This window comes from Microbacterium yannicii PS01 (assembly GCF_000304335.1).
GTDB lineage: Bacteria > Actinomycetota > Actinomycetes > Actinomycetales > Microbacteriaceae > Microbacterium > Microbacterium yannicii_A.
Window position 1 is genome coordinate 39,586 of record NZ_CAJF01000003.1, and the last position, 20,094, is coordinate 59,679.

Consider the following 20,094-nt stretch of genomic DNA (forward strand, 5'->3'; position numbering starts at 1 on the left):
GCGCGAGGCTCAGACCCCGGAGTACGCCACGATGCCGCGTCGCACCGCGTCGAGCGCCTTGCGCGCAGTCGATGCGATGGGCTGATCGGCTACGAGCGACAGCTGATCGAGCAGGTCGATCGTCTGCTTCGCCCAGCGCACGAAATCGCCGGCCGCCATGTCGGCCTCGCTCAGCACGCGGTCGAGCATTCCCCCGCGCGCCCATGCGTGCATCGCGGGAGCGAGACTGGCCGAGATCGGCTCCGATCCGGGCAGCCGGTGCTCGCGTTCCAGGTCGTCGAGGGACTGCCAGAGGTCGAGGGTCGCCGCGAAGGCGCCACGGAACGGGCCGCGGGGCAGGCCCCGCTCCCCCGGTCCGGCGTCGTCGCGGCGCGGCTCGTAGACCAGCGCGCACGCGAGGGCCGCCAGTCCGGGCACGTCGAGGTCTTTCCAGATCCCGCGACGCAGCGACTCGGCCACCAGCAGGTCGCGCTCCCCGTAGATCCGCCGCATCGTGCGCCCGGCGGGGGTCAGCGTGCTGGTTCCGTCATCGTCGACGCGCACGTAGTCGAGTTCGGCGAGCACGTCGACGACGCGGTCGAAGATGCGCGCCACCGTTCCGGTCCGGGTCTCGATCTGCTGGCGGAGCTTGCCGATCTCGCGCTTGAGCTTCCAGTAGCGCTCCGCCCAGCGCGCGTGGTTCTCCCGGTCAGGGCACTGGTGACAGGGATGCCGCTGCATCCGCTTGCGCAGACTCGCCAGGTGGCGCTGCCTCTCATCGCGCGTGCGGCGTGATGCTCCGGCGTCCTTGCGGTTGACCTTCTCGAGATCGCTCAGCTCGCGACGTATGCCCGAGTACTCGGCGTAGTCGCCGCGGTCGCACGTCATCGCCCTCTCGTACCCGGCGAGCGACTCCTCCTGCTCCCGCACCTGCCGTGCGAGGCCGACGACCGAGCGGTCGGCTTGGAACTGGGCGAACGACGACTCGAGGATCTCGCGCGCCCGCGGCCGGCCGAACTGGTCGATCAGGTTCACGGCCATGTTGTAGGTGGGGCGGAAGCTCGAATTGAGGGGGTAGGTGCGCCGCGACGCGAGCGCGGCGACCGCCTGAGGATCCAGTCCCTCGGTCCACTGGATGACGGCGTGGCCCTCGACGTCGATGCCACGGCGTCCGGCGCGGCCGGTGAGCTGCGTGTACTCCCCCGAGGTGATGGCTACGCGGGCCTCTCCGTTGAACTTCTCGAGCTTCTCGAGCACGACCGTGCGCGCGGGCATGTTGATGCCGAGGGCGAGCGTCTCGGTGGCGAACACCACCTTGACCAGCTTGCGCTGGAACAGCTCCTCGACCACCTCCTTGAACGCCGGAAGCAGGCCGGCGTGGTGCGACGCGACGCCGCGCTCGAGGTTGTCGAGCCACTCCCAGTAGCGGAGCACCGCCAGATCCTCCTCGAGGAGGCTGCGCGTCCGGTCCTCGACGATCGCTCGGATCTCGCGCCGCTCCTCCTGCGAGGTGAGCCGCACGCCCGAGCGACGCACCTGCTGGACGGCTGCGTCGCAGCCTGCCCGGCTGAAGATGAAGAAGATCGCGGGGAGGAGGTTGGACCGCGACAGAAGCTCGACGACGTCGGGGCGGTCCAGCCGCTCGATCCGCTGCACGTTCGCCGAGCGCACCGGCCGCGTGCCGCCGCGCTGCGGCCTGCGGCGTGATGCCTCGTACCCGGCGTGCCGCGCGCTGTTCGAGGCCTGGGCGCGGCGGTTGCTCTCGTACGAGGGTCCCTTCACGGACCGGATGCGCATCAGCTCCTGATTGACCTGAGCCGTCGCGACACCCGCCCGATCGTCGAACAGGGGCAGCAGGTCGCCGCGGACGAGCACGTGCTGCTCGAGCGGCACCGGACGCGTCTCCGAGACGACCACCTCGGTGTCGCCGCGGACGGTGTCGAGCCAGTCGCCGAACTCCTCGGCGTTGGACACGGTCGCCGACAGCGAGACGAGCCGGACGCTCGGGGCGAGGTGGATGATGACCTCCTCCCACACCGCACCGCGGAAGCGGTCAGCGAGGTAGTGCACCTCGTCCATGACGACGTACCGCAGTCCGCGCAGCGCAGGAGAGTTCGCATAGAGCATGTTGCGAAGAACTTCGGTGGTCATGACGACCACGCGGGCGTTGCCGTTCATGTTCGTGTCGCCGGTGAGCAGCCCCACCTGGTCGGCTCCGTACACGTCCTGCAGCTCGCGGAACTTCTGGTTCGACAGCGCCTTCATCGGCGTGGTGTAGAACGCCTTGTCGCTCGGCTCGCGCATCGCCAGGTGCACGGCGAACTCGCCGACGATGGTCTTGCCGGCACCGGTGGGCGCTGCCACCAGGACGCTGCGGCCGTCTTCGAGGGCCTGGCAGCCCGCGACCTGGAACGGGTCGAGCGTGAAGCGCTGCGATTCTGCGAACGCGGTGGTGATCGGATGGCTCCGGTCCCGCTGCGCGGTCTCGCGCGCGAGCGCGTACCGCTCCGCCGGACTGGGCTCGATCATGCGCTCGCCTCGGGCGGCAGCAGGCTGGCGTTGCGTTTCGCCTTTCGCCGGTCGAAGAGCATCGACAGCCCGGCGGCGGCGAAGAACAGCACCACCAGGACCCCGGCGAGCATCAGCATGCTGACGACATCGGCGGCCGGCGTGGCGAGGGCCGCGAAGGCCGTCGCGATCAGGACGGCGGTACGCCAGCCCTTGAGGATCGCCCGCCCCGACATGACGCCCGCGATGTTCAGCGCGACCAGGAAGACCGGCAGCACGAACGAGACGCCGATCACGATCATCAGCTTGAAGACGAAGTCGTAGTAGTCGGCCGCGTTGTAGAAGTTCACCGCGCCCTCCGGCGTGAAGCCCCACATCAGCTCGATCACATGCGGCACGATGAGCACGCCGACGTAGCATCCGGCGAAGAACAGCGGCACGGCCGACGCGACGAACGCGATCGTGTAACGGATCTCCTTGCGGGTGAGCCCAGGCATGATGAACGCCCAGATCTGCCACAGCCACACCGGCGCCGAGAGGAAGATGCCGATCGAGAACGCGATCCGCATCCGCAGATCGAACGCCGACGTGACGGCCCCGAAGTTCAGCGCCGAGAAGTCGTCGCCGCGCTTCTCGGCGATGACGCGGATCGGCTCGGTGATCCAGTGGATGATCGGGTCGGTGATGATGAAGGCCACCACCATCCCGAGCACCAGGGCGATGGCGGCGATCATCAGCCGCCTGCGCAGCTCGACCAGGTGCTGGCCGAGCGACATGCGCTTGTCACGCTTGGGCGCCTCCGGCCCGTCGAGGGGCACGGAACCGGCTGTTGCGACCATGCCGCTAGGGCTTGGGATCAGACGTGCCGTCGGTCGTGCCGGGCGCCGGAGATGCCGTCGTGTCGGCCACGCTGGAGGTGGCGCCCGCGGCGGGCTTGTCCTCTTCCTTCATGGCCTTCATCTCGCCCTTGAACACGCGCGCCGACTGTCCCATGCTCTTGGCGAGTGCGGGAAGCTTGGCCGCACCGAACAGCAGCAGGATGACGACGAGCAGAATCAGCAAGTGCCAGCCGTTGAGATTTCCCAACATGGTGAGCTCCGTCGTTTCGTCAGAGGGGGACGCGACTCAGTCTAACCCTGCGTCGACGAGCGCACGCCGCGCGCTCACCGATATTGCGCCAGGCCGGCCTCGGCCCATTCCGCGACGGCTCGGCGTGCGGCCGACGGCTCGAGCACCTCGACGACACCGCCGCGCTTCGCGGCCAGGCGGCGCAGGCTCAGCTCGTCGGCGACCCGCATCGTGGCGGTCGTCATGTCTGCCGAGGTCTCGAGCGTCGCGCGCTCCAGGTAGTCGCCCAGCAGCGGTGCGACCGAGGCGGGGAAGCGCACGCGGGCGATCACGTCGTCGTCCGTCGGCTCGAACCACTCGGGCGCCGGCTCCCCTGCGTGGGCGATGGGGATGTCGGTCAGCTCCAGATCGCTCACCCGGTCCAGATGGAACGTGCGCATCGCCTCCCGGAGGTGGCACCAGCCCTGGAGATACCATTGGCCGCTGGCGATGTGCACCTTGACCGGATCCACCGTGCGGGTGGTGGGCGCGGCATCCGGGGCCTTGTAGGTGAACGAGAGCGCCACCCCGCGGCGCAGCGCGTCGGCGACCCGGTCGCGGGCGGTGTCGACCGGCTCGGGCGCGAGGATCACCTCGGCCGGCGCGCTCGAGGCGCCGCGTGCGAGCTTGCGGAGCAGCCCGGAGAAGAGCTCGGTGTCGCCCACGCCCGGGATCGACCGAGCCAGCTGCAGGCCGGCGAGAAGCGCAGCCGCCTCGCGCGCGGTGAGCTTGGGAGCGCGCTCGAGCCCGACCGCGTTCGTGATGACGATGAGGTCGCGCTCGTCGAGCAGATCCCAGTCGATGTCGAAGAGGTCGTTGGACATCTGCCAGTACCCGCGGTCGCCCGGCAGCCCGATGACGGTGAGCTTCTCCACCATCCCCCGCATCTGCTCAGGTGAGACGTCGAACTCGTCGGCCGCTTCGGCGAGCGAGACCTCGCCCTTGCCGATGAGGTACGGCACCAGCTGGAGCATGAGCGCCGCGCGGTCTGTCGCCACGAGCGGTCTCCCGGCGTTCACGCCGCACCGCCGTGCAGGTCGCGGGTGGACGCCAGCCGCTCGATGACGAGCTCCCTCAGGTCGGCCGGGTCCACCACGCGGACCTCGGGTCCGTACGAGGCGAGCTCATCGGCCAGGACGTGCACGTCGACGTAGGGAACGCGGATGCCCTGCTCCGCGGGGCGGGCTCGGCGCGCGAGGCGAAGAGCGGCCTCGGTGCCGGGATTCACCTCGAGGAGCGCCGAATGGCGCGCCGCGACATCCTCCAGCCCCGCCAGCGCGCGCTCGCCGGCGCCGTCACGGAGTGACGGATCGAACGACTCCCTCGTCACGGCGACCGGTCCCACGATGCGCGGCAGCAGGAAGGTGCGGTCGGCGCCGGCGTCGCGATCGATGCCGAACACGTGCCAGCGACCCTCGTACTCGACCAGCGCGACCGGCTGCACGCGTCGCACCCGCGGCGACTCCTCACCGGGCTTCAGGTAGGGGAAGGTCACGACGCGGCTCTGCTCGATCGCCTGCTGCAGCACCGGGAACGAGGGCTCGTGCATCGTCAGGCGCGGCGAGAAGCCGATGATCGGCTCATCGACCAGGTCGCCGAGCGCCCGGATCTTGCGCAGTCCGCTGCGCGCGTCATCCGACATGGAGCTCTCACTCCACACGCCGCCGGCGAGATTGAGAAGCGCCAGCTCGGCCGGAGTGAACTCGATGTCTTCGGGAAGCTCGTACTCCGCGCTCGGGATGCGGTAGCGCGCCTCACGCAGATCATCGGGATCAGCCCAGTCCCCGATCGTCTCGATCGGCACGCCGAGCCCGCGCAGACTCTCCTTGTCGCGCTCGAACATCTTCTCGAGCGCGTCTTTCGATGCGCCCGCCTCGCTCTGCTCGCGATAGCCCGCGACAGAGGTCAGGATCGTGTCCTTCGTCAGCCCCTGATCGGTCGCGATGAGGGCGACCACGAGGTTGACGAGCCGCTCCTCGGGCGGGATCTTCGCGGGCGCAGTGGCAGGCACTCGCCTATCTTAGATCCGCGTGAGAGCCGGATGCGGTTCGCCGCTCTAGGACTACGGCGCCTCGTCCAGGCCGAGGATGTCGATCACGAAGACAAGCGTCGAGTTCGCCGGGATGCTGCCCTGCTCCTGGTCGCCGTAGCCGAGCTCCGGCGGGATGACGACCAGCACCTGCGAGCCGACCGTCTGGCCCTCGAGAGCCTGTGCGAAGCCAGGGACGACGCCGTCGAGGGTCATCGACGCGGGCTGCGAGTCCCACGACGAGTCGAAGCTCTCGTCCTCTCCCCACGCCACCCCGGTGTAGTGCACGCGGACCGGCTGCTCTCCGGTCACCTCGGGGCCATCGCCCTTCTTGAGGGTCTGGATCGTCAGCTCCGAGGGCGGCTCCCCCTCCGGCATGATGAGGCCGGGGCGACCACCAGGTGCGCGGACGACGGCCGGCATGCCCGTGCCGCTGTTGAACTGGTCTGCGCCGTCGGCGGCTGCCAGGTACACCTTGCGCACGTCGACGACCGCGACGGCCGAATCGTTCTCGGCGAGACCGAGGCTCGCGGCGGACTGCGCCTCGATGTCTTCCGGCGCGAGCGCGATCGCGACCCGCGACCCCTCGGTGGCGCAGTCGAGGGCCTCTTCGAAGCCGGGGAAATTCTGCGTCCACTGCGACACCGGGTACACCCGCGAGAGATCGCCGTCGTAGGGCGTCGCCACGAGGGGCTCGCCCGTCTTGCCGCTGAACAGCGCCACGTCGATGACGACGAGCTGCTCCGGCGTCGTGATGGCGGTCCCCTCGCCCGTCTCGACGTCGGCGAAGGCGAGGCTCGACGTCTGCAGCGGAGTGTAGACGTCCACCTCGGGCTCGGAGTCGGTGTCGCCGGTCACGTCGATGAGATCCATGACCTCGGAGTCGGAGACGACCGGGCGCGAGCAGTCGGCGGAGCCCGGCAGCGAGCAGCCGGCGAGGCCGACGGTCACCAGGCCGAGGACGGCGAGGGCAGCGGAGAAGGAGCGCACCGGAACAGTTTAGGCGGAACGGTCGTCGTCGTCTGTCGCGGCGGGTTCTGCCGCAGCGGCGGCGTCGTCCGGCGCGGCATTCGCCGCCTGACGCGCGCCTTCGGCGGCGCGCTCTGCTTCACGAACCCTCTTGCGAAGGTTCTTGTCGGTGATCTGCCGGTCGCCCACCGCTCCGGGAGTCCACAGCTCGACATCCTCGTCGCCGTAGCTGGACTTGGAGGCGCGGCGCTTGACCTCCGGCGGCACGGCGCCCGGGGCCAGGCGACGCGCCCAGACGAGGAACCCGGTGTGGGCCACCATGCGATGATCGGGGCGCACGGCCAGGCCTTCGACGTGCCAGCCGCGCACCATGGTCTCGTTGGCATCGGGCTCGGTGAACAGCCCGGTCCCGCGGATGTACTCGGCGACACGGCTCAGCTGCGTCGCCGTGGCGACGTAGCAGACGACCACGCCACCGGGTGTGAGAGCGTCCGCCACCACGTCGATGCACTCCCACGGTGCCAGCATGTCGAGCACCACGCGATCGACGGATGCTGCGGCCACCGCCTGCGGGAGCTCCGCGGTGAGGTCGCCGACGACGACGTCCCAGTTGGGCGGCACGTCACCGAGGAAGGTCTCGACGTTCGCCCGCGCCACAGCGGCGAAGTCCTCCCGGCGCTCGAACGAGACCAGCCGGCCCTGCCCGCCGATGGCACGCAGCAGCCACAGCGACAGCGCGCCGGAACCCACACCGGCCTCGACCACGGTCGCGCCGGGGAAGACGTCGGCTTCGGCGAGGATCTGCGCCGCGTCCTTCGGGTACACGATCGCCGCGCCACGGGGCATCGACATGACGAAGTCGCGCAGCAGCGGGCGCAGGGCGAGATACTCGTGGCCGCCGCTGTTGGCGACCACCGAGCCGTCGGGCTGGCCGACCAGGTCGGCGTGGCGCAGGACACCGTGGTGCGTGTGCAGCTCGCCGTCCGCGCGCAGCGTGATGGTGTGCAGGCGGCCCTTTGGACCGGTGAGCTGCACGCGGTCGCCGAGGCGGAAGGGGCCGCTCAGGGTCGTGGTCATCGGACGGCCTCCGGGATCGCGCCGGCGCGGTGGGCGGCGTGGAAGGCCACGAGGTCGTCGGCGGTGCGACCTTCCAGCGTCGGCCACACGGCGTGTGCGCCGGCACCGGCGATCGAGACCATGAGGGGCACGCCGATGACAGAGGCGCCGGACGCGACGGCCGAACGCAGCCCGTTGGGCGAGTCCTCGATGGCGACGGTCTGCTCGGGCGTCACGCCGAGCGCCTGGCAGGCCTGAAGGTACGGATCGGGGAACGGCTTGGGCCTGGTCGCATCGTCGCCGGCGATGATCACGTCGAAGGCATCGAAGTCGATGAGGTCGACCACCGTGGTCGCCATGCGGCGCATCGACATCGTCACCAGCCCGGTCTTGATGCCCGCCTCCCGCAGGCCCGCGAGCAGCTCGCGGGCGCCGGGGCGGAACGGCACGCCGGTGAGCGCGAGCCGGCCCATGACGTCGTCGGTGAGGTGGTCGATGATGCCCTCGACGCTCATGCGCACGCCGGCGTCCTGGAAGATGCGGGCCGAGTCCTCGAGCCCCAGCCCGACCAGGCGCAGCGCCTGCTCGTGCGACCACGTTCCCCCGAAGCTCTCCACGAGCGGAGTCTCCGCGGCCATCCAGTACGGCTCGGTGTCGACGAGGGTTCCGTCCATGTCCCACAGGACGGCGGAGAGGCGCGGCGCATTCACCGTCCAAGCCTACCCGGGGGCCGCCGGGCCTATTCTGGAACAAGCTCGCCGAAGGAGCGTGCGGGCGGAGGGGGTCTTGTGGACGGACTGGGTCGCCGTGTTCTCGTCGCCGCGTTCGACGGGTGGAACGATGCGGGAGAAGCCGCGTCGTCCGCCATCACGCGCCTGCGCGAGGGCGGTACGTACGAGACGGTGTTCTCCGTGGACCCCGAGCTCTACTTCGACTACCAGTACACGCGTCCTCACATCGCCTCCGACGGCGAAGGGCGTCGCAGCCTGCAGTGGCCGGAGGCGACGCTGCTGCGGCCGGCGCGCGCCACACGCGGCACGCAGCTGTGGCTCCTGACCGGTGTCGAGCCCGCCCGCGCATGGCAGGCGTTCGCGTCGGAGTTCATCGACATCGCGCTGCGCGAGGATGTCACCGGATTCGTCTCGATCGGCTCCATGATGTCGGACGTGCCGCACACCCGCCCGATCTCGGTCTTCGCCGGCAGCGACAACGAGGCGCTGCGGGGCGCGCTCGACCTCGAGCGCAGCACCTACGAGGGGCCGGTCGGCATCCTGAGCGTGCTCGGGGCCGCCGCCGACGCGGCGGGCATTCCGTCGGCGAGCCTGTGGGCGAGCGTTCCCCACTACGTCGCGGGGCACACGCCGTCGCCCAAGGCTACGCTGGCGCTGCTGGACCGGCTCGAGGATCTCACCGGGGCTCCGATCCCGCGCGGCGAGCTCGCGACCGAGGCGGCTGCGTGGGAGGCGTCGATCGATGCCGCGGCGGCCGACGACGAGGAGATGACGGAGTACATCCGCCAGCTCGAGCGCACGCGTGACACGTGGGACTCCCCCGAGGCATCGGGCGACGCCATCGCGCAGGAGTTCGAGCGGTACCTGCGTCGACGGGGCGACGGGCCGACCAAGCCCGGCCGCGACGATCCGCGCCGCTGACTCTCCGGTGGTCGGCCCTCCGACCGCTGAGTCCGTCGAAGCGCCCGCCGGCGACCTCAGGAACCGCCGTCGCTACGGCTGGATCGCACCCACGCTCAGCAGCACCAGCAGCAGCGAACCGAGCGCGACGCGGTACACCACGAACGGCAGGAAGCTGTGCTTGGAGATCCAGCTCATGAAGAACGCGATCACCCCGAGGGCCACAAGGAAGGCCACGCCGGTCGCCACGGCGGTCTCGCCGAGGGTGAAGACACCGGGGACGTCCGCGTTCTTGAACAGCTGGTAGAAGCCGCTGCCGAACACCGCCGGGATCGCGAGCAGGAACGCGTACCGGGCGGCGGCAGCACGCTCGAAGCCCATGAACAGTCCCGCGGTGATCGTGCCGCCCGAGCGGGACACACCGGGGATCAGGGCCAGAGACTGAGCAAGTCCGAAGATCACGCCGTTGCCGATCGTGATGTCGTGCAGTTTGCGCTTCTTCGCGCCGACGTGGTCGGCGATCCCGAGCAGCACGCCGAAGAAGATCAGCATGCCGGCGACGATCCACAGCGACCGCAGCGTGGTCTCGATCTGATCCTGGAAGAGCAGGCCCAGCACCACGATCGGGATGCTGCCCACGATGATCAGCCATCCCATCTTCGCGTCGGGATCGTTGCGCGGAATACGCCCGAACAGGGCGCGGAACCACTGGCCGATGATGCGGACGATGTCGCGCCAGAAGAACACCACGACGGCCGCCTCGGTGCCGATCTGGGTGATCGCGGTGAACGCCGCCCCGGGGTCCTGCGCCGACGGCAGGAACTCGCCCAGGATGCGCAGATGCGCGCTGGAGGAGATCGGGAGGAACTCGGTCAGTCCCTGGACGAAGCCGAGGATGATCGCCTCGAGAAGCATGGGGGCCTTTCGCTGCAGGACGCCGGGTCGCGGCGTCCGCGGGTCTTCAGTACGTGCGGAGCAGGTCGGAGAGCACGCGCTGGCCGAACACCAGCGCGTCGATCGGAACGCGCTCGTCGACGCCGTGGAACATGCCGGTGAAGTCGAGGTCGGCGGGCAGCCGCAGCGGCGCGAACCCGTAGCCCGCGATGCCGAGCGTCGCCAGCGCCTTGTTGTCGGTGCCGCCACCCATGAGGTACGGGATCACCGGCGCATCCGGGTCGTGAACGCCGAGCGCGGCCACCATGGCGTCGACCAGATCGCCCGAGAAGGGGACCTCGAGGCCGATGTCCTGGTGGACGATCTCGACCTCTACACCGGCGCCCACGATGCGTCGGATGTCGGCGAGGGCGGCCTGCTCGGTACCGGGCAGCACCCGCACGTCGATCAGCGCCTCGGCACGGTCGGGGATCACGTTGTGCTTGTAGCCGGCGACCAGACCGGTCGGGTTGGTGGTCGTCCGGAGCGTGGAGCGCAGGAATCCGGATGGCGCGCCCGTAGCCGCCGCGACCGCGTCGGGGTCCGCGGAGCTCTGACCGAGCAGGTCGGCGAGCCGCTCGGTCATCTCGCGCGTCGTGTCGGTGAGCGTCACCGGCCAGGCGGTCCGCCCGAGAGCCGCGACGGCCTCGGCGAGAGCGGTCACCGCGTTGTCGGCGTGCAGGCTCGACCCGTGTGCGGCGCGACCCCGGGCGACGAGCCGGATCCAGACCAGCGCCTTCTCCCCGACCTGCAGGAGGTAGGTGCGGCGATCACCGATCGTCAGAGAGTATCCGCCGACCTCGCTGATCGCCTCGGTCGCCCCCGCGAACCACTCGGGGCGATCCTGCACGACCAGCGCGGAGCCCTCGACGCCGCCGTTCTCCTCGTCGGCGAAGAACGCGAGGATCAGATCGCGCTCGGGCGCCTCGCCGGCACGGAGGATCTCGGCCACCGAGGTCAGGATCATGGCGTCCATATCCTTCATGTCCACGGCGCCGCGACCCCACAGCATCCCGTCCCGCACGACGCCCGCGAACGGGTCGACGCTCCAGTCCTCGGCGATCGGGGGGACCACGTCGAGGTGCCCGTGCAGCACGAGCGCGGGCTTGTCGCGGTCTCGGCCGGGGACACGTGCCATCACGTTGGTGCGGCGCGGGATCGGCTCGTAGTACTCGGGAGCGAGGCCCAGACGCTCGAGATAGGCGCCGACGTACTCGGCCGCCTCCCGCTCCCCGGCGGCACGACCGCCGCCGTGGTTCGTGGTGTCGAAGCGGATCAGATCGCGAGCGACTGCGGCGACCTCCGGCAATTCGGCTTCGGGCATGCGGACCAACCTATCGCCTCGGCACGGGCGCTTCGAAACGCGGACATGAAACGCGGAAGGCCCCCTTTCGGGGGCCTTCCGGCACTGTGCGCGAGGGGGGACTTGAACCCCCACGCCCTTAACGGGCACTAGCACCTCAAGCTAGCGCGTCTACCTATTCCGCCACCCGCGCAGGTGGTTTCCGGTTTCGCAACCGAGGAACGACATTACCACGTCGCTGAGCGCCGAACGAATCGGGCGGGTCATGCCACAGACACCCCGAATGCGAGACCCAGCAGGTACGTAATGCCGGCCGCCCCGTACCCGATGGCGAGCTGGCGGAGCGCGCGGCGCAGCGGTGGCCCGCCCGAAAGCACCCCGACAGCGGCGCCCGTTCCGAGCAGCGCGACTCCGACGAGACCCAGCGCGGCCAGCACGGCCGGGAGCCCCGACATCCCGAAGATCCACGGCAGCACCGGGATGATGGCGCCCGACGCGAAGAAGAGAAAGCTCGAGAGGGCTGCGCCCCACGCCCGGCCGACAACCTCATGGTCTTCGTCGGTGCCGATCGGCCCGGTGTCCGTCCCCACGCTGCCCGACGCCTGGGCCGCCGAGACGACGCGGTGCGCGCGGGCGAGCGCCTCGGCCTCGGGCATTCCGCGAGTGCGGTAGACCAGCGCCAGCTCGTTCGCGTCGAGGTCCAGGTGCGGGATCGCACCGTCGGCGTAGTCGCTGGGAGCGGTGGAGGCCAGCAGCTCGCGCTGGGACCGCACCGAGACGAACTCTCCCGCCCCCATCGACAAGGCGCCCGCAAGGAGGCCGGCGAAGCCGCTGAAGAGCACGAACTGCGGCGCGACGCCGGTCGCGCCCACACCCATCACGAGGGCCAGGTTCGACACCAAGCCGTCGTTCGCACCGAACACCGCGGCGCGGAAGGTTCCCGACAGTCTGCGCCGCCCGCGCGCGGCCAGGCCGCGCACGACCTCGTGATGCACCTTCTCGTCGGCCGCCATCGCCGGGGGCGCGAACGGCTCGTCGTCGTACGGCGACCGCGCTTCGGCGTTCTGCGCGAGGGCGAGCACGAAGATCGAGCCGAACCGCTTCGCCATCGATCCGAGCAGCGTCGTACGGATGTCGGGGTGCGGCAGCCGCGCCGGCTCGCCGCCGAGGAGCGCGAGCCAATGCGCCTCGTGCCGCCCCTCCGCCTCGGCGAGCGCGAGCAGGATTTCCCGCTCCTCGCCGGCGCGGCGGCCGGCGAGCTCGCGGTAGACACGGGCCTCCGCGCGCTCGTTCACGAGATACCGCTCCCAGCGACGGCGGTCGCGGGCGGTGGGTTCGGCGGGCGCGCTCACTCGGCCTCCAAGTCCGGTCGGAACCTGTCCACGCTAGCCAGCGCGCGGCGATCGACCCGCCTCGATTCCGGGATTGCCAGCATTTCGGGGATCCGAACGGTGCCGGACGGCAACCGCTGCACGCAGCCCCGCCTCGCCTCGCCTCATCACATGAGCATGGGCGCGCTCGAACACCGCTCGCAGCACCGGCGCCGTCGCATTCATCCACGCGCGACGGGTCTCGACATCCCACTGGAACTCGACGACGGTCCCCACGCCCCCTCCAGGCGCCGCTGGCGCGTCGCCCGGAGCCTCCGGGCGCATGGGCCCCGCCTCGACACCGGCCGCCTCGATCGTCACGGCGCCGCCGCCCCGGAGGTCGCCGTCACTGCGTGCTGCGAGGCGCCGGCCCGGCTCGACGAGGGTCAGCTCGAGGAGCAGCCGCAGGCGATAGCCCAAGGGGCTGCGGACCGTGAGAACCAGCCGCTCCCCCGCCGCCAGGCGCCGCGGCGCCATATCGACGGCGAGACCCGGCCACCAGGGCGCCTGCTCGCCGCCCGCCTGCGACGAGGGCCGAAGCCGGCGCTCGAGCTCCTCCCAGGTGCGGTCGGCCGACGCGGGTACGCGCCAGCGCGACACGAAGGAGTACTCCGCGGGCATGCCGCGAGTCTAGGCGTGGCGCCGCGGTGTCAGGAGTGCACGCGCTTGCGGAGCACCTCGATGCGCGCCTGCAGCTGTGCGACGGTGGCATGCGAGACGGCCGGGCCGCCGCAGATGCGGCGCAGCTCGGCGTGAACGAGGCCGTGCGCCTCGCCGGACTGGCGGGCGTACAGACCGACGAGGCTGTTCAGCAGCTGCCGCTGCTCCTTGAGCGTGCGATGCAGGGCCTGCGGGACCTCCGGCGCCTCCTGAGGAGGAGCCTGCGCCTCTCGCGCCTTCCGGTGCCGGCTCTGCCGAGCCTGGCGCTGCATGAGCAGGTCGTGGACATGCTCGGGCTCGAGGAGTCCGGGCAGTCCGAGGAACTCCTCCTCCTCGGGCGTACCGGGAACGGCGAGCTGACCGAACTCCTTGCCGTCGTACAGCACCCGGTCGAAATGGGCCGCCGAACCGAGCGCCTGGTAGGTGAACTCCTCGGTGAGAGCATCGGACGCCTTGTCTTCCCGCTTGGCGGCGTCCATGAGGTCTTCTTCGGCGTTCCACTCGTCGCCGTCGCTCTCGCGGTCCAGCGCGTGGTCGCGCTGGCGCTCCATCTCATTCGCCAGCGCCAGCAACTGCGGCACATTCGGGAGGAACACACTCGCCGTCTCGCCGCGGCGCCGAGCGCGGACGAAACGGCCGATCGCCTGGGCGAAGAACAGCGGAGTCGACGCCGACGTCGCGTACACGCCGACGGCGAGCCGCGGCACGTCCACGCCCTCCGAGACCATGCGCACGGCCACCATCCAGCGCGTGTCGGCCTTCGAGAACGTCTCGATGCGGCTGGAAGCCTCCGCTTCGTCCGACAGCACGATCGTCGTCGCCTCCCCCGTGATCCCCTGAAGGATCGACGCGTAGGCGCGGGCGGCGGTCTGGTCCGTGGCGATCACGAGCCCGCCGGCGTCGGGGACGTGCTCGCGCACCTCGGTGAGGCGGCGGTCGGCCGATCGCAGCACCGCGGGGATCCAGTCGCCCTCCGGGTCGAGGGCGGTCCGCCATGCCTGCGAGGTGACGTCCTTGGTGTTGTCCTGCCCGAGCTGCGCCTCCATCTCCTCACCGGTCTTCGTGCGCCAGCGCATCTGACCGGCGTACACGAGGAAGAGGACCGGCCGCACGACGCCGTCCTCGAGCGCGCGCCGGTACCCGTAGGCGTAGTCGGTGCGCGAGAGGCGGATGCCCTTGTCGTCGGGGTGATACTCCACGAACGGGATCGGGGCGGTGTCGCTGCGGAACGGCGTACCCGACAGCAGCAGCCGGCGCGTGGCCCGACCGTAGGCCTCACGCAGCGCGTCGCCCCAGCTCAGGGCGTCGCCGCCGTGGTGGACCTCGTCGAGGATCACCAGGGTCCTCGCGTCCATCGTGAGTCGCTGGTGGACGGAGGCCTTCACCGCCACCTGGGCGTACGTCACCGCGACGCCGTGATACTGCCGGGCCGGGGCCGCGTGCCGGTTGCTGAACGCGGGATCAAGCCGGATCGAGACCCGTGCCGCGGCGTCGGCCCACTGCGTCTTCAGGTGCTCGGTGGGGGCGACGACGACGATGCGGTCGACGATGCGGCGCCGCAGCAGCTCACTCGCGAGGCGCAGCGCGAACGTCGTCTTTCCGGCGCCGGGGGTCGCCGCGGCGAGGAAGTCGCGCGGACCTGCGCCCTCGCCGTCGGGACCGTCGAGCGAGAAGTAGAGGTCGAGAGCCTCCGCCTGCCACGCGCGCAGGCGCTGCGCCGTGCCCCACGGGGCGCGCTGGGGATAGGTGGGACTGAGGTGCTCGGCCGCGAAGCTGCCGATGTGAGGGTCGCCGTGGCGTGCGTCGAGGACGGTCTCGTCGGTCACCGATGGCACCCCTCCCCGTAGACAACGAGTCACCACGATAAACGAACCGGCCGACAACCGGCCGCGATACCCTGGCTTCGGTCACGAGCCGAGGAAGAGGCGCATGCCCCCGACAGACGATCCCCGCACTCCCTATGTCCCCAATCCGCAGGTCCATCCCTGGCGGCGTTTCGTCGCGATCGGGGATTCCTTCACGGAGGGCGTCGGAGATCCCGAGCCGTCGTCGCCCAACGGCCTGCGCGGCTGGGCCGATCGCGTCGCGGAGGTGCTGTCTCAGCAGGTGGACGACTTCGCATACGCGAACCTGGCGATCCGCGGCCGCCTGATCGGCCAGATCATCGCGGGGCAGCTCGAGCCGGCGATCGCCCTCAAGCCCGATCTGGTGACCTTCTCGGCGGGGGGCAACGACGTCATCCGCCCCGGCTCCGACCCCGACGCCGTCGCCCAGCAGTTCGAGGATGCCGTGGTGCGGCTCTCGCGCGGGGGCGCCACCGTGGTCGTCTTCACCGGCATCGACACCGCTTTCACCCCGGTGTTCCGCGGCATCCGCGGCAAAGTCGCCATCTACAACGAGAACATCCGCGCCATCGCCGACCGCTACGACTGTATCGTCGCCGATCAGTGGGCCCTCAAAGAGGTGCAGGACATGCGCTTCTTCGACGACGACCGCCTGCACTACAACGCCCTGGGGCACCACGAGATCGCGCGCATGGTGCTGCGTGCGCTCAACGTCCCCAACGACCTCCAGCCCATGCAGCCGGGCCCGCTTCCGTTCCGGACCTGGCGGGAGGCGCGCGGCAATGATCTGGTGTGGGCGCGGGCCTACCTCGTGCCGTGGGTGCTGCGGCGGCTGCGCCACCAGTCGTCGGGCGATCACATCCGGGCCAAACGTCCCGACGTCCTTCCCCTGCGGGCCTCGGCCGCTCCCGATCGTGCCGACGAGGCGCGCGACCCCGGCTGATCAGCGCGCGCGCAGCTCCCACAGCGCCACGGCGCTCGCTGCGGCGACATTGAGCGAGTCCACGCCGCCTGTCATCGGGATGGTGACGACGGTGTCGGCCGCGGCGAGCGCCGCGCGGCTCAGGCCATCGCCCTCGGCGCCGAGGAGCAGAGCGACCCGCTCAGGGCGGGCGTCGCCGTACGCGTCCAGCGGCACGGCATCCTCGGCCAGCGCGAGCGCCGCGAGATCGAACCCCGCGCCGTGGAGGATGCCGCGGGCTTCGTCCCACTCGGGAAGCCGCGTCCACGGCACCTGGAACACCGTTCCCATGCTCACGCGCACGCTGCGGCGGTACAGCGGATCGGCGCACCGCGGGCTCACCAGCACCGCATCCGCTCCCAGCCCCGCCGCCGCGCGGAAGATCGCGCCCACGTTGGTGTGGTCGACGATGTCCTCGAGAACGACGACGAGACGGGCGCCGGCCACCACGTCCGCCACCGGCGGGAGTGTCGGCCGGTGCATCGCGGCGAGCGCGCCGCGGTGCACCGCGTAGCCGGTGAGATTCTCGGCCACTTCAGGGGTCACGACGTACACCGGCGCGCGGACCGACGACGCGGCCATCAGACTCTGGATCTCCTCCAGCCACTTCTCCTGGACGAGGACGGATCGGGGCCGGTGCCCGGCCCGGACGGCGCGCGCGATCACCTTTGCGGACTCCGCGATGTAGAGCCCGCCCGCGGGTTCGAGCACACGCCGGAGAACGACATCCGTCAGATCGCGGTAATCCGCCAGCCGCTCATCCGTCGCGGAATCCACCCGTTCGACCGTCACCTCTCCACCTTCGCAGAAACCGCACCCTGCGACTTCGTAACACCTCGGTAAACCGGGCCGCCTACACTCGATCCACCGACACTCGAGCGAAGGGGGCACGGTGACCGCGACAGCGACGGAGTTCGGGCCCGCGACCGCACTGGCGCTCGAGCAGGCTCTCGGAGCCCTTTCGGGCCGGCGCATCGCCGTGCTCACCGGTGCCGGAGTGTCGACGGACTCGGGGATTCCCGACTACCGGGGCAAGGGTGCGCCGGTGCGCACGCCGATGACGGTCGAGCAGTTCCTCTCCAGCGATTCGGCGCGGCGCCGATACTGGGTCGGAAGCCACCTGGGATGGAAGGCCTTCGCCGCCGCGACGCCGAACGGCGGTCACCGCGCGATCGCCGATCTCGAGTCACGCGGCCTCGCCACCGGGGTCGTCACCCAGAACGTCGATGGCTTGCATGTGCGCGCCGGCAGCCGCCGGGTGGTCGAGCTGCACGGCACGATGCGACGCGTCTTCTGCACCCACTGCGGCCAGGTGTTCGACCGTCGTGATCTGGCGCGCCGGGTCGAGGAGGACAACCCCTGGATCACCGTTCCCGAGAACGTGCCCCTCGGTCCGGACGGGGACGTGCTGCCCGAGAGCACCGACGGCTTCCGGATCCCCTCGTGCAGCGTCTGCGGCGGGATGCTGAAGCCCGACGTCGTCTTCTTCGGGGAGTTCATCCCGGCCGAGAAGTTCCGCGAGGCGGAGCAGCTGGTCCACGCGAGCGAGGGACTGGTGATCGCCGGCTCGTCGCTGGTCGTGAACTCCGGCATCCGGCTTCTCGAGCGCGCGCGCCGTCGGCGCCTGCCGGTCGTGATCGTGAACCGCGGGGCGACGCGCGCCGACGCCCGCGCGACCGTCAAGGTGGACGCCGGCACGAGCGAGGTCCTGCGGGCCCTCGCCGATCGGCTTCCCTCCCTGGGCTGATCCCCTGCTGAGCCCGGCGGGTAGGCTCGAGGGGTGACCGCGCTGATCCTGATCCGCCACGGCGAGACCGATTGGAACCGCGATCGCCGCATCCAGGGTTCGACCGACATCCCTCTCAACGACACGGGTCGGGACCAGGCCCGTGCCACTGCCGCGACGCTCCGCGGACGACTCGACCTGAGCCTGCCCGTGACAGTGGCGGCCAGCGACCTCTCTCGCGCCCGTGAGACGGCCGAGATCATCGCCGCCGAACTCGGCGTGGCGGAGCCGCGCACCTATCGCGGGCTGCGTGAACGCTCCTATGGCGAGGCCGAGGGCCTCGAGGTCGAGGAGTTCCGCCGCCGATGGGGCGACTGGCACGAGGCCGAGGTCCCCGGCGCCGAGCCGTGGCCCGACCTGCGCGCACGCGGCATCACTGCTCTCGGCCGCGCCGTCCGCGACCATCGCCGCGCGACGGCCCCGGCAGCGGGGACGCTGATCGTCGTGAGCCACGGCGCCCTGATCCGCGAGATCATCCGTCACGCCACCGCGGGCGAGCTGCCTCCGGTGGGCGAGCGCCTCGCGAACGGCTCCGCCCACGACTTCTTCTACGACCGCGACCACCTGCGGCTCGTCGCCTACGCCGGCATGGTGGTGTGATCAGCGCACGGTCGGACTCGACCTCAGTCGGTCACCGCGCGGCGCGCTCGAGCACGTGGCGTGCGTGGCGCAGGACGGGCTCGTCGACCATCCTCCCGTCGTGGGCGAACACGCCCCGCTCACGCTCGGCCGCGGTGAGGACCTCCCGGGCCCACGCGACCGATTTCTCGTCGGGCCGGTAGGCGGCCCGGATGATGGGCACCTGGCTGGGATGGATGCACGCGGTCGCCGTGAAGCCGGATGCCGCGGCATCCGCGGCCTCGATGGCCAGGCGCTTGACGTCGGCGATGTCGAGATGCACCGCGTCGATCGCCGCCTTTCCCCGGGCGCCCGCTGCCAGCAGCACCCGTGCGCGAGCATAGCGCGCGATGTCGCGATAGCGCCCGTTCGGCTTGCGGCTCGACGTCCCGCCGAGGCTGGCGACGAGGTCTTCGGCGCCCCACATGAGGGCGATCACGTTGTCGAGCGCGGCGAGGCGGTCCGCCTGGGCCACGCCCTTGGCCGTCTCGCACAGGGCGACGACCTCGAACCGGGCATCCAGGCGCCCGATCCGCTTCGGCGACTCGGACTTGGCCACCATGATCCGGCGGTAGTCGGTCTGCGACAGCGTCGCCAGGTCGGCGACGAAGGCATCGGTGTGCGGAGGGTTGACGCGCACGATGACGCGGGCGGGGTCCAGCTCGGACTCGATGAGGTGCCCGCGCGCCCTCGCCTTGTCAGCGGGAGACACGGCGTCCTCGAGGTCGAGGATGACGGCGTCCGCCCGCTCGTGCGCCTTGGCGAAGCGCTCGGGGCGGTCGGCAGGGCAGAACAGCAGCGCGGGGCCCAGTGCGAAACTCATGCGGTTCCTTCGCTCGAGGACGGTGCGCACCACATCAGCGCCACGCGGGTGGCGGTCGCCACGACCTCGCCGCGCTGGTTGCGGCCGGTGTGGCGCAGCGTGACGATGCCCTGTCCCGGCCGCGACGACGAGAGGCGCCGGTCGACGACCTCGGTCTCGGTGTAGAGGGTGTCGCCGTGGAAGAGGGGCGCGGGGAACGAGATGTCGGACAGCCCCAGCTGCGCGACGAGCGTGCCCTGTGTGATCTGCCCGACGGATGCGCCCACCATGGTGGCGAGCGTCCACATCGAATTCATGAGCCGCTGCCCGAAAGGCTGCTTCTCGGAGAACGCGGCGTCGAGGTGCAGGGCCTGCGTGTTCATCGTCAGCGAGGAGAACAGGACGTTGTCGGCCTCGGTCGCGGTGCGTCCCGGGCGATGCAGGTACCGGGCGCCGACCTCCAGCTCGTCGTAGTAGAGGCCGCGCTGCACGATGGCGGAGGCGTCCGTGGGCAGGCCGGTGTCGTCCACGTTCCTCA

At 70.7% G+C, this 20,094-nt stretch carries 20 protein-coding genes and 1 tRNA gene; 4 read left to right on the plus strand and 17 right to left on the minus strand.

The genetic code is table 11. From position 1 onward, the window contains the following. Window positions 1-9: 9 nt before the first annotated feature. The 8 genes from WYM_RS02415 to WYM_RS02450 form a co-directional block, all read right to left on the minus strand. Window positions 10-2,508, minus strand: a complete 2,499-nt coding sequence (locus WYM_RS02415) for a DEAD/DEAH box helicase (protein WP_019179230.1) — start codon at window positions 2,506-2,508, stop codon at window positions 10-12. Further along, the gene (gene tatC / locus WYM_RS02420) at window positions 2,505-3,263 is read right to left on the minus strand and encodes a twin-arginine translocase subunit TatC (protein ID WP_026059486.1); all 759 of its coding nucleotides are present in this window, start codon (window positions 3,261-3,263) and stop codon (window positions 2,505-2,507) included. The genes WYM_RS02415 and tatC overlap by 4 nt, the downstream gene beginning before the upstream one ends. 67 nt (window positions 3,264-3,330) lie before the next feature. Further along, window positions 3,331-3,576, minus strand: a complete 246-nt coding sequence (tatA, locus tag WYM_RS02425) for a Sec-independent protein translocase subunit TatA (protein ID WP_019179232.1) — start codon at window positions 3,574-3,576, stop codon at window positions 3,331-3,333. 74 nt (window positions 3,577-3,650) lie between these two features. Further along, on the minus strand, window positions 3,651-4,568 hold the full coding sequence (locus WYM_RS02430) for a helix-turn-helix transcriptional regulator (protein WP_051008039.1): 918 nt from the start codon (window positions 4,566-4,568) through the stop codon (window positions 3,651-3,653). Between the two features lie 41 nt (window positions 4,569-4,609). Next, entirely contained in the window at window positions 4,610-5,605 is a 996-nt protein-coding gene (locus WYM_RS02435; RefSeq protein WP_019179234.1) for a helix-turn-helix transcriptional regulator, read from the minus strand. A gap of 51 nt (window positions 5,606-5,656) precedes the next feature. Beyond that, entirely contained in the window at window positions 5,657-6,613 is a 957-nt protein-coding gene (locus WYM_RS02440; RefSeq protein WP_019179235.1) for an FKBP-type peptidyl-prolyl cis-trans isomerase, read from the minus strand. Window positions 6,614-6,622: 9 nt separating this feature from the next. Further along, window positions 6,623-7,669: a tRNA (adenine-N1)-methyltransferase gene (locus WYM_RS02445; protein WP_019179236.1), complete on the minus strand. Its 1,047-nt coding sequence runs from the start codon at window positions 7,667-7,669 to the stop codon at window positions 6,623-6,625. After that, the gene (locus tag WYM_RS02450) at window positions 7,666-8,358 is read right to left on the minus strand and encodes an HAD family hydrolase (RefSeq protein ID WP_019179237.1); all 693 of its coding nucleotides are present in this window, start codon (window positions 8,356-8,358) and stop codon (window positions 7,666-7,668) included. Before WYM_RS02450 ends, WYM_RS02445 begins: the two co-directional genes overlap by 4 nt. Window positions 8,359-8,436: 78 nt before the next feature. On the opposite strand from WYM_RS02450, the gene WYM_RS02455 reads away from it, so the two are divergent. Further along, window positions 8,437-9,300 carry a PAC2 family protein gene (locus WYM_RS02455; RefSeq protein ID WP_019179238.1) on the plus strand — a complete coding sequence of 288 codons (864 nt, stop codon included), beginning with the start codon at window positions 8,437-8,439 and terminating at the stop codon, window positions 9,298-9,300. Window positions 9,301-9,372: 72 nt separating this feature from the next. Here the strand turns inward: WYM_RS02455 and WYM_RS02460 are convergent, their stop codons facing one another. The 6 genes from WYM_RS02460 to WYM_RS02485 all read right to left on the minus strand — a co-directional run bounded on the left by WYM_RS02460 (window position 9,373) and on the right by WYM_RS02485 (window position 15,371). Further along, the gene (locus tag WYM_RS02460; RefSeq protein WP_019179239.1) at window positions 9,373-10,194 is read right to left on the minus strand and encodes an undecaprenyl-diphosphate phosphatase; all 822 of its coding nucleotides are present in this window, start codon (window positions 10,192-10,194) and stop codon (window positions 9,373-9,375) included. Window positions 10,195-10,240: 46 nt separating this feature from the next. Then, window positions 10,241-11,536, minus strand: a complete 1,296-nt coding sequence (locus WYM_RS02465; protein ID WP_019179240.1) for a M20/M25/M40 family metallo-hydrolase — start codon at window positions 11,534-11,536, stop codon at window positions 10,241-10,243. Window positions 11,537-11,623: 87 nt separating this feature from the next. Continuing rightward, window positions 11,624-11,708 (minus strand) — tRNA-Leu (locus WYM_RS02470). A 70-nt stretch (window positions 11,709-11,778) separates the two neighbouring features. After that, window positions 11,779-12,867, minus strand: coding sequence for a VIT1/CCC1 transporter family protein (locus tag WYM_RS02475; protein ID WP_019179241.1), 1,089 nt, complete (start codon window positions 12,865-12,867; stop codon window positions 11,779-11,781). Between the two features lie 33 nt (window positions 12,868-12,900). Continuing rightward, the gene (locus tag WYM_RS19010; RefSeq protein ID WP_019179242.1) at window positions 12,901-13,506 is read right to left on the minus strand and encodes a hypothetical protein; all 606 of its coding nucleotides are present in this window, start codon (window positions 13,504-13,506) and stop codon (window positions 12,901-12,903) included. Window positions 13,507-13,535: 29 nt separating this feature from the next. Then, window positions 13,536-15,371: a DEAD/DEAH box helicase gene (locus WYM_RS02485; protein ID WP_019179243.1), complete on the minus strand. Its 1,836-nt coding sequence runs from the start codon at window positions 15,369-15,371 to the stop codon at window positions 13,536-13,538. A gap of 103 nt (window positions 15,372-15,474) precedes the next feature. On the opposite strand from WYM_RS02485, the gene WYM_RS02490 reads away from it, so the two are divergent. Beyond that, window positions 15,475-16,332 carry an SGNH/GDSL hydrolase family protein gene (locus WYM_RS02490; RefSeq protein ID WP_019179244.1) on the plus strand — a complete coding sequence of 286 codons (858 nt, stop codon included), beginning with the start codon at window positions 15,475-15,477 and terminating at the stop codon, window positions 16,330-16,332. On the opposite strand, the gene WYM_RS02495 is transcribed toward WYM_RS02490, so the two are convergent. Further along, entirely contained in the window at window positions 16,333-17,142 is an 810-nt protein-coding gene (locus WYM_RS02495; RefSeq protein ID WP_019179245.1) for a TrmH family RNA methyltransferase, read from the minus strand. 100 nt (window positions 17,143-17,242) lie between these two features. On the opposite strand from WYM_RS02495, the gene WYM_RS02500 reads away from it, so the two are divergent. Further along, on the plus strand, window positions 17,243-18,097 hold the full coding sequence (locus WYM_RS02500) for a Sir2 family NAD-dependent protein deacetylase (protein WP_019179246.1): 855 nt from the start codon (window positions 17,243-17,245) through the stop codon (window positions 18,095-18,097). 33 nt (window positions 18,098-18,130) lie between these two features. Then, the gene (locus WYM_RS02505) at window positions 18,131-18,736 is read left to right on the plus strand and encodes a histidine phosphatase family protein (protein WP_019179247.1); all 606 of its coding nucleotides are present in this window, start codon (window positions 18,131-18,133) and stop codon (window positions 18,734-18,736) included. A 31-nt stretch (window positions 18,737-18,767) separates the two neighbouring features. Here the strand turns inward: WYM_RS02505 and WYM_RS02510 are convergent, their stop codons facing one another. Further along, window positions 18,768-19,577 carry an HpcH/HpaI aldolase/citrate lyase family protein gene (locus WYM_RS02510; RefSeq protein WP_019179248.1) on the minus strand — a complete coding sequence of 270 codons (810 nt, stop codon included), beginning with the start codon at window positions 19,575-19,577 and terminating at the stop codon, window positions 18,768-18,770. Further along, on the minus strand, window positions 19,574-20,086 hold the full coding sequence (locus WYM_RS02515) for a MaoC family dehydratase (protein WP_019179249.1): 513 nt from the start codon (window positions 20,084-20,086) through the stop codon (window positions 19,574-19,576). The genes WYM_RS02510 and WYM_RS02515 overlap by 4 nt, the downstream gene beginning before the upstream one ends. Window positions 20,087-20,094 lie beyond the last annotated feature (8 nt).

Coding starts and splice junctions, on each gene's coding strand:
- WYM_RS02460 (WP_019179239.1), bottom strand. CDS start 10,194: ATGCTTCTCGAGGCGATCATCCTCGGCTTCGTCCAGGGACTGACCGAG.
- tatC (WP_026059486.1), bottom strand. CDS start 3,263: ATGTCGCTCGGCCAGCACCTGGTCGAGCTGCGCAGGCGGCTGATGATC.
- WYM_RS02415 (WP_019179230.1), bottom strand. CDS start 2,508: ATGATCGAGCCCAGTCCGGCGGAGCGGTACGCGCTCGCGCGCGAGACC.
- tatA (WP_019179232.1), bottom strand. CDS start 3,576: ATGTTGGGAAATCTCAACGGCTGGCACTTGCTGATTCTGCTCGTCGTC.
- WYM_RS02490 (WP_019179244.1), top strand. CDS start 15,475: ATGCCCCCGACAGACGATCCCCGCACTCCCTATGTCCCCAATCCGCAG.
- WYM_RS02445 (WP_019179236.1), bottom strand. CDS start 7,669: ATGACCACGACCCTGAGCGGCCCCTTCCGCCTCGGCGACCGCGTGCAG.
- WYM_RS02465 (WP_019179240.1), bottom strand. CDS start 11,536: ATGCCCGAAGCCGAATTGCCGGAGGTCGCCGCAGTCGCTCGCGATCTG.
- WYM_RS02430 (WP_051008039.1), bottom strand. CDS start 4,568: ATGCTCCAGCTGGTGCCGTACCTCATCGGCAAGGGCGAGGTCTCGCTC.
- WYM_RS19010 (WP_019179242.1), bottom strand. CDS start 13,506: ATGCCCGCGGAGTACTCCTTCGTGTCGCGCTGGCGCGTACCCGCGTCG.
- WYM_RS02510 (WP_019179248.1), bottom strand. CDS start 19,577: ATGAGTTTCGCACTGGGCCCCGCGCTGCTGTTCTGCCCTGCCGACCGC.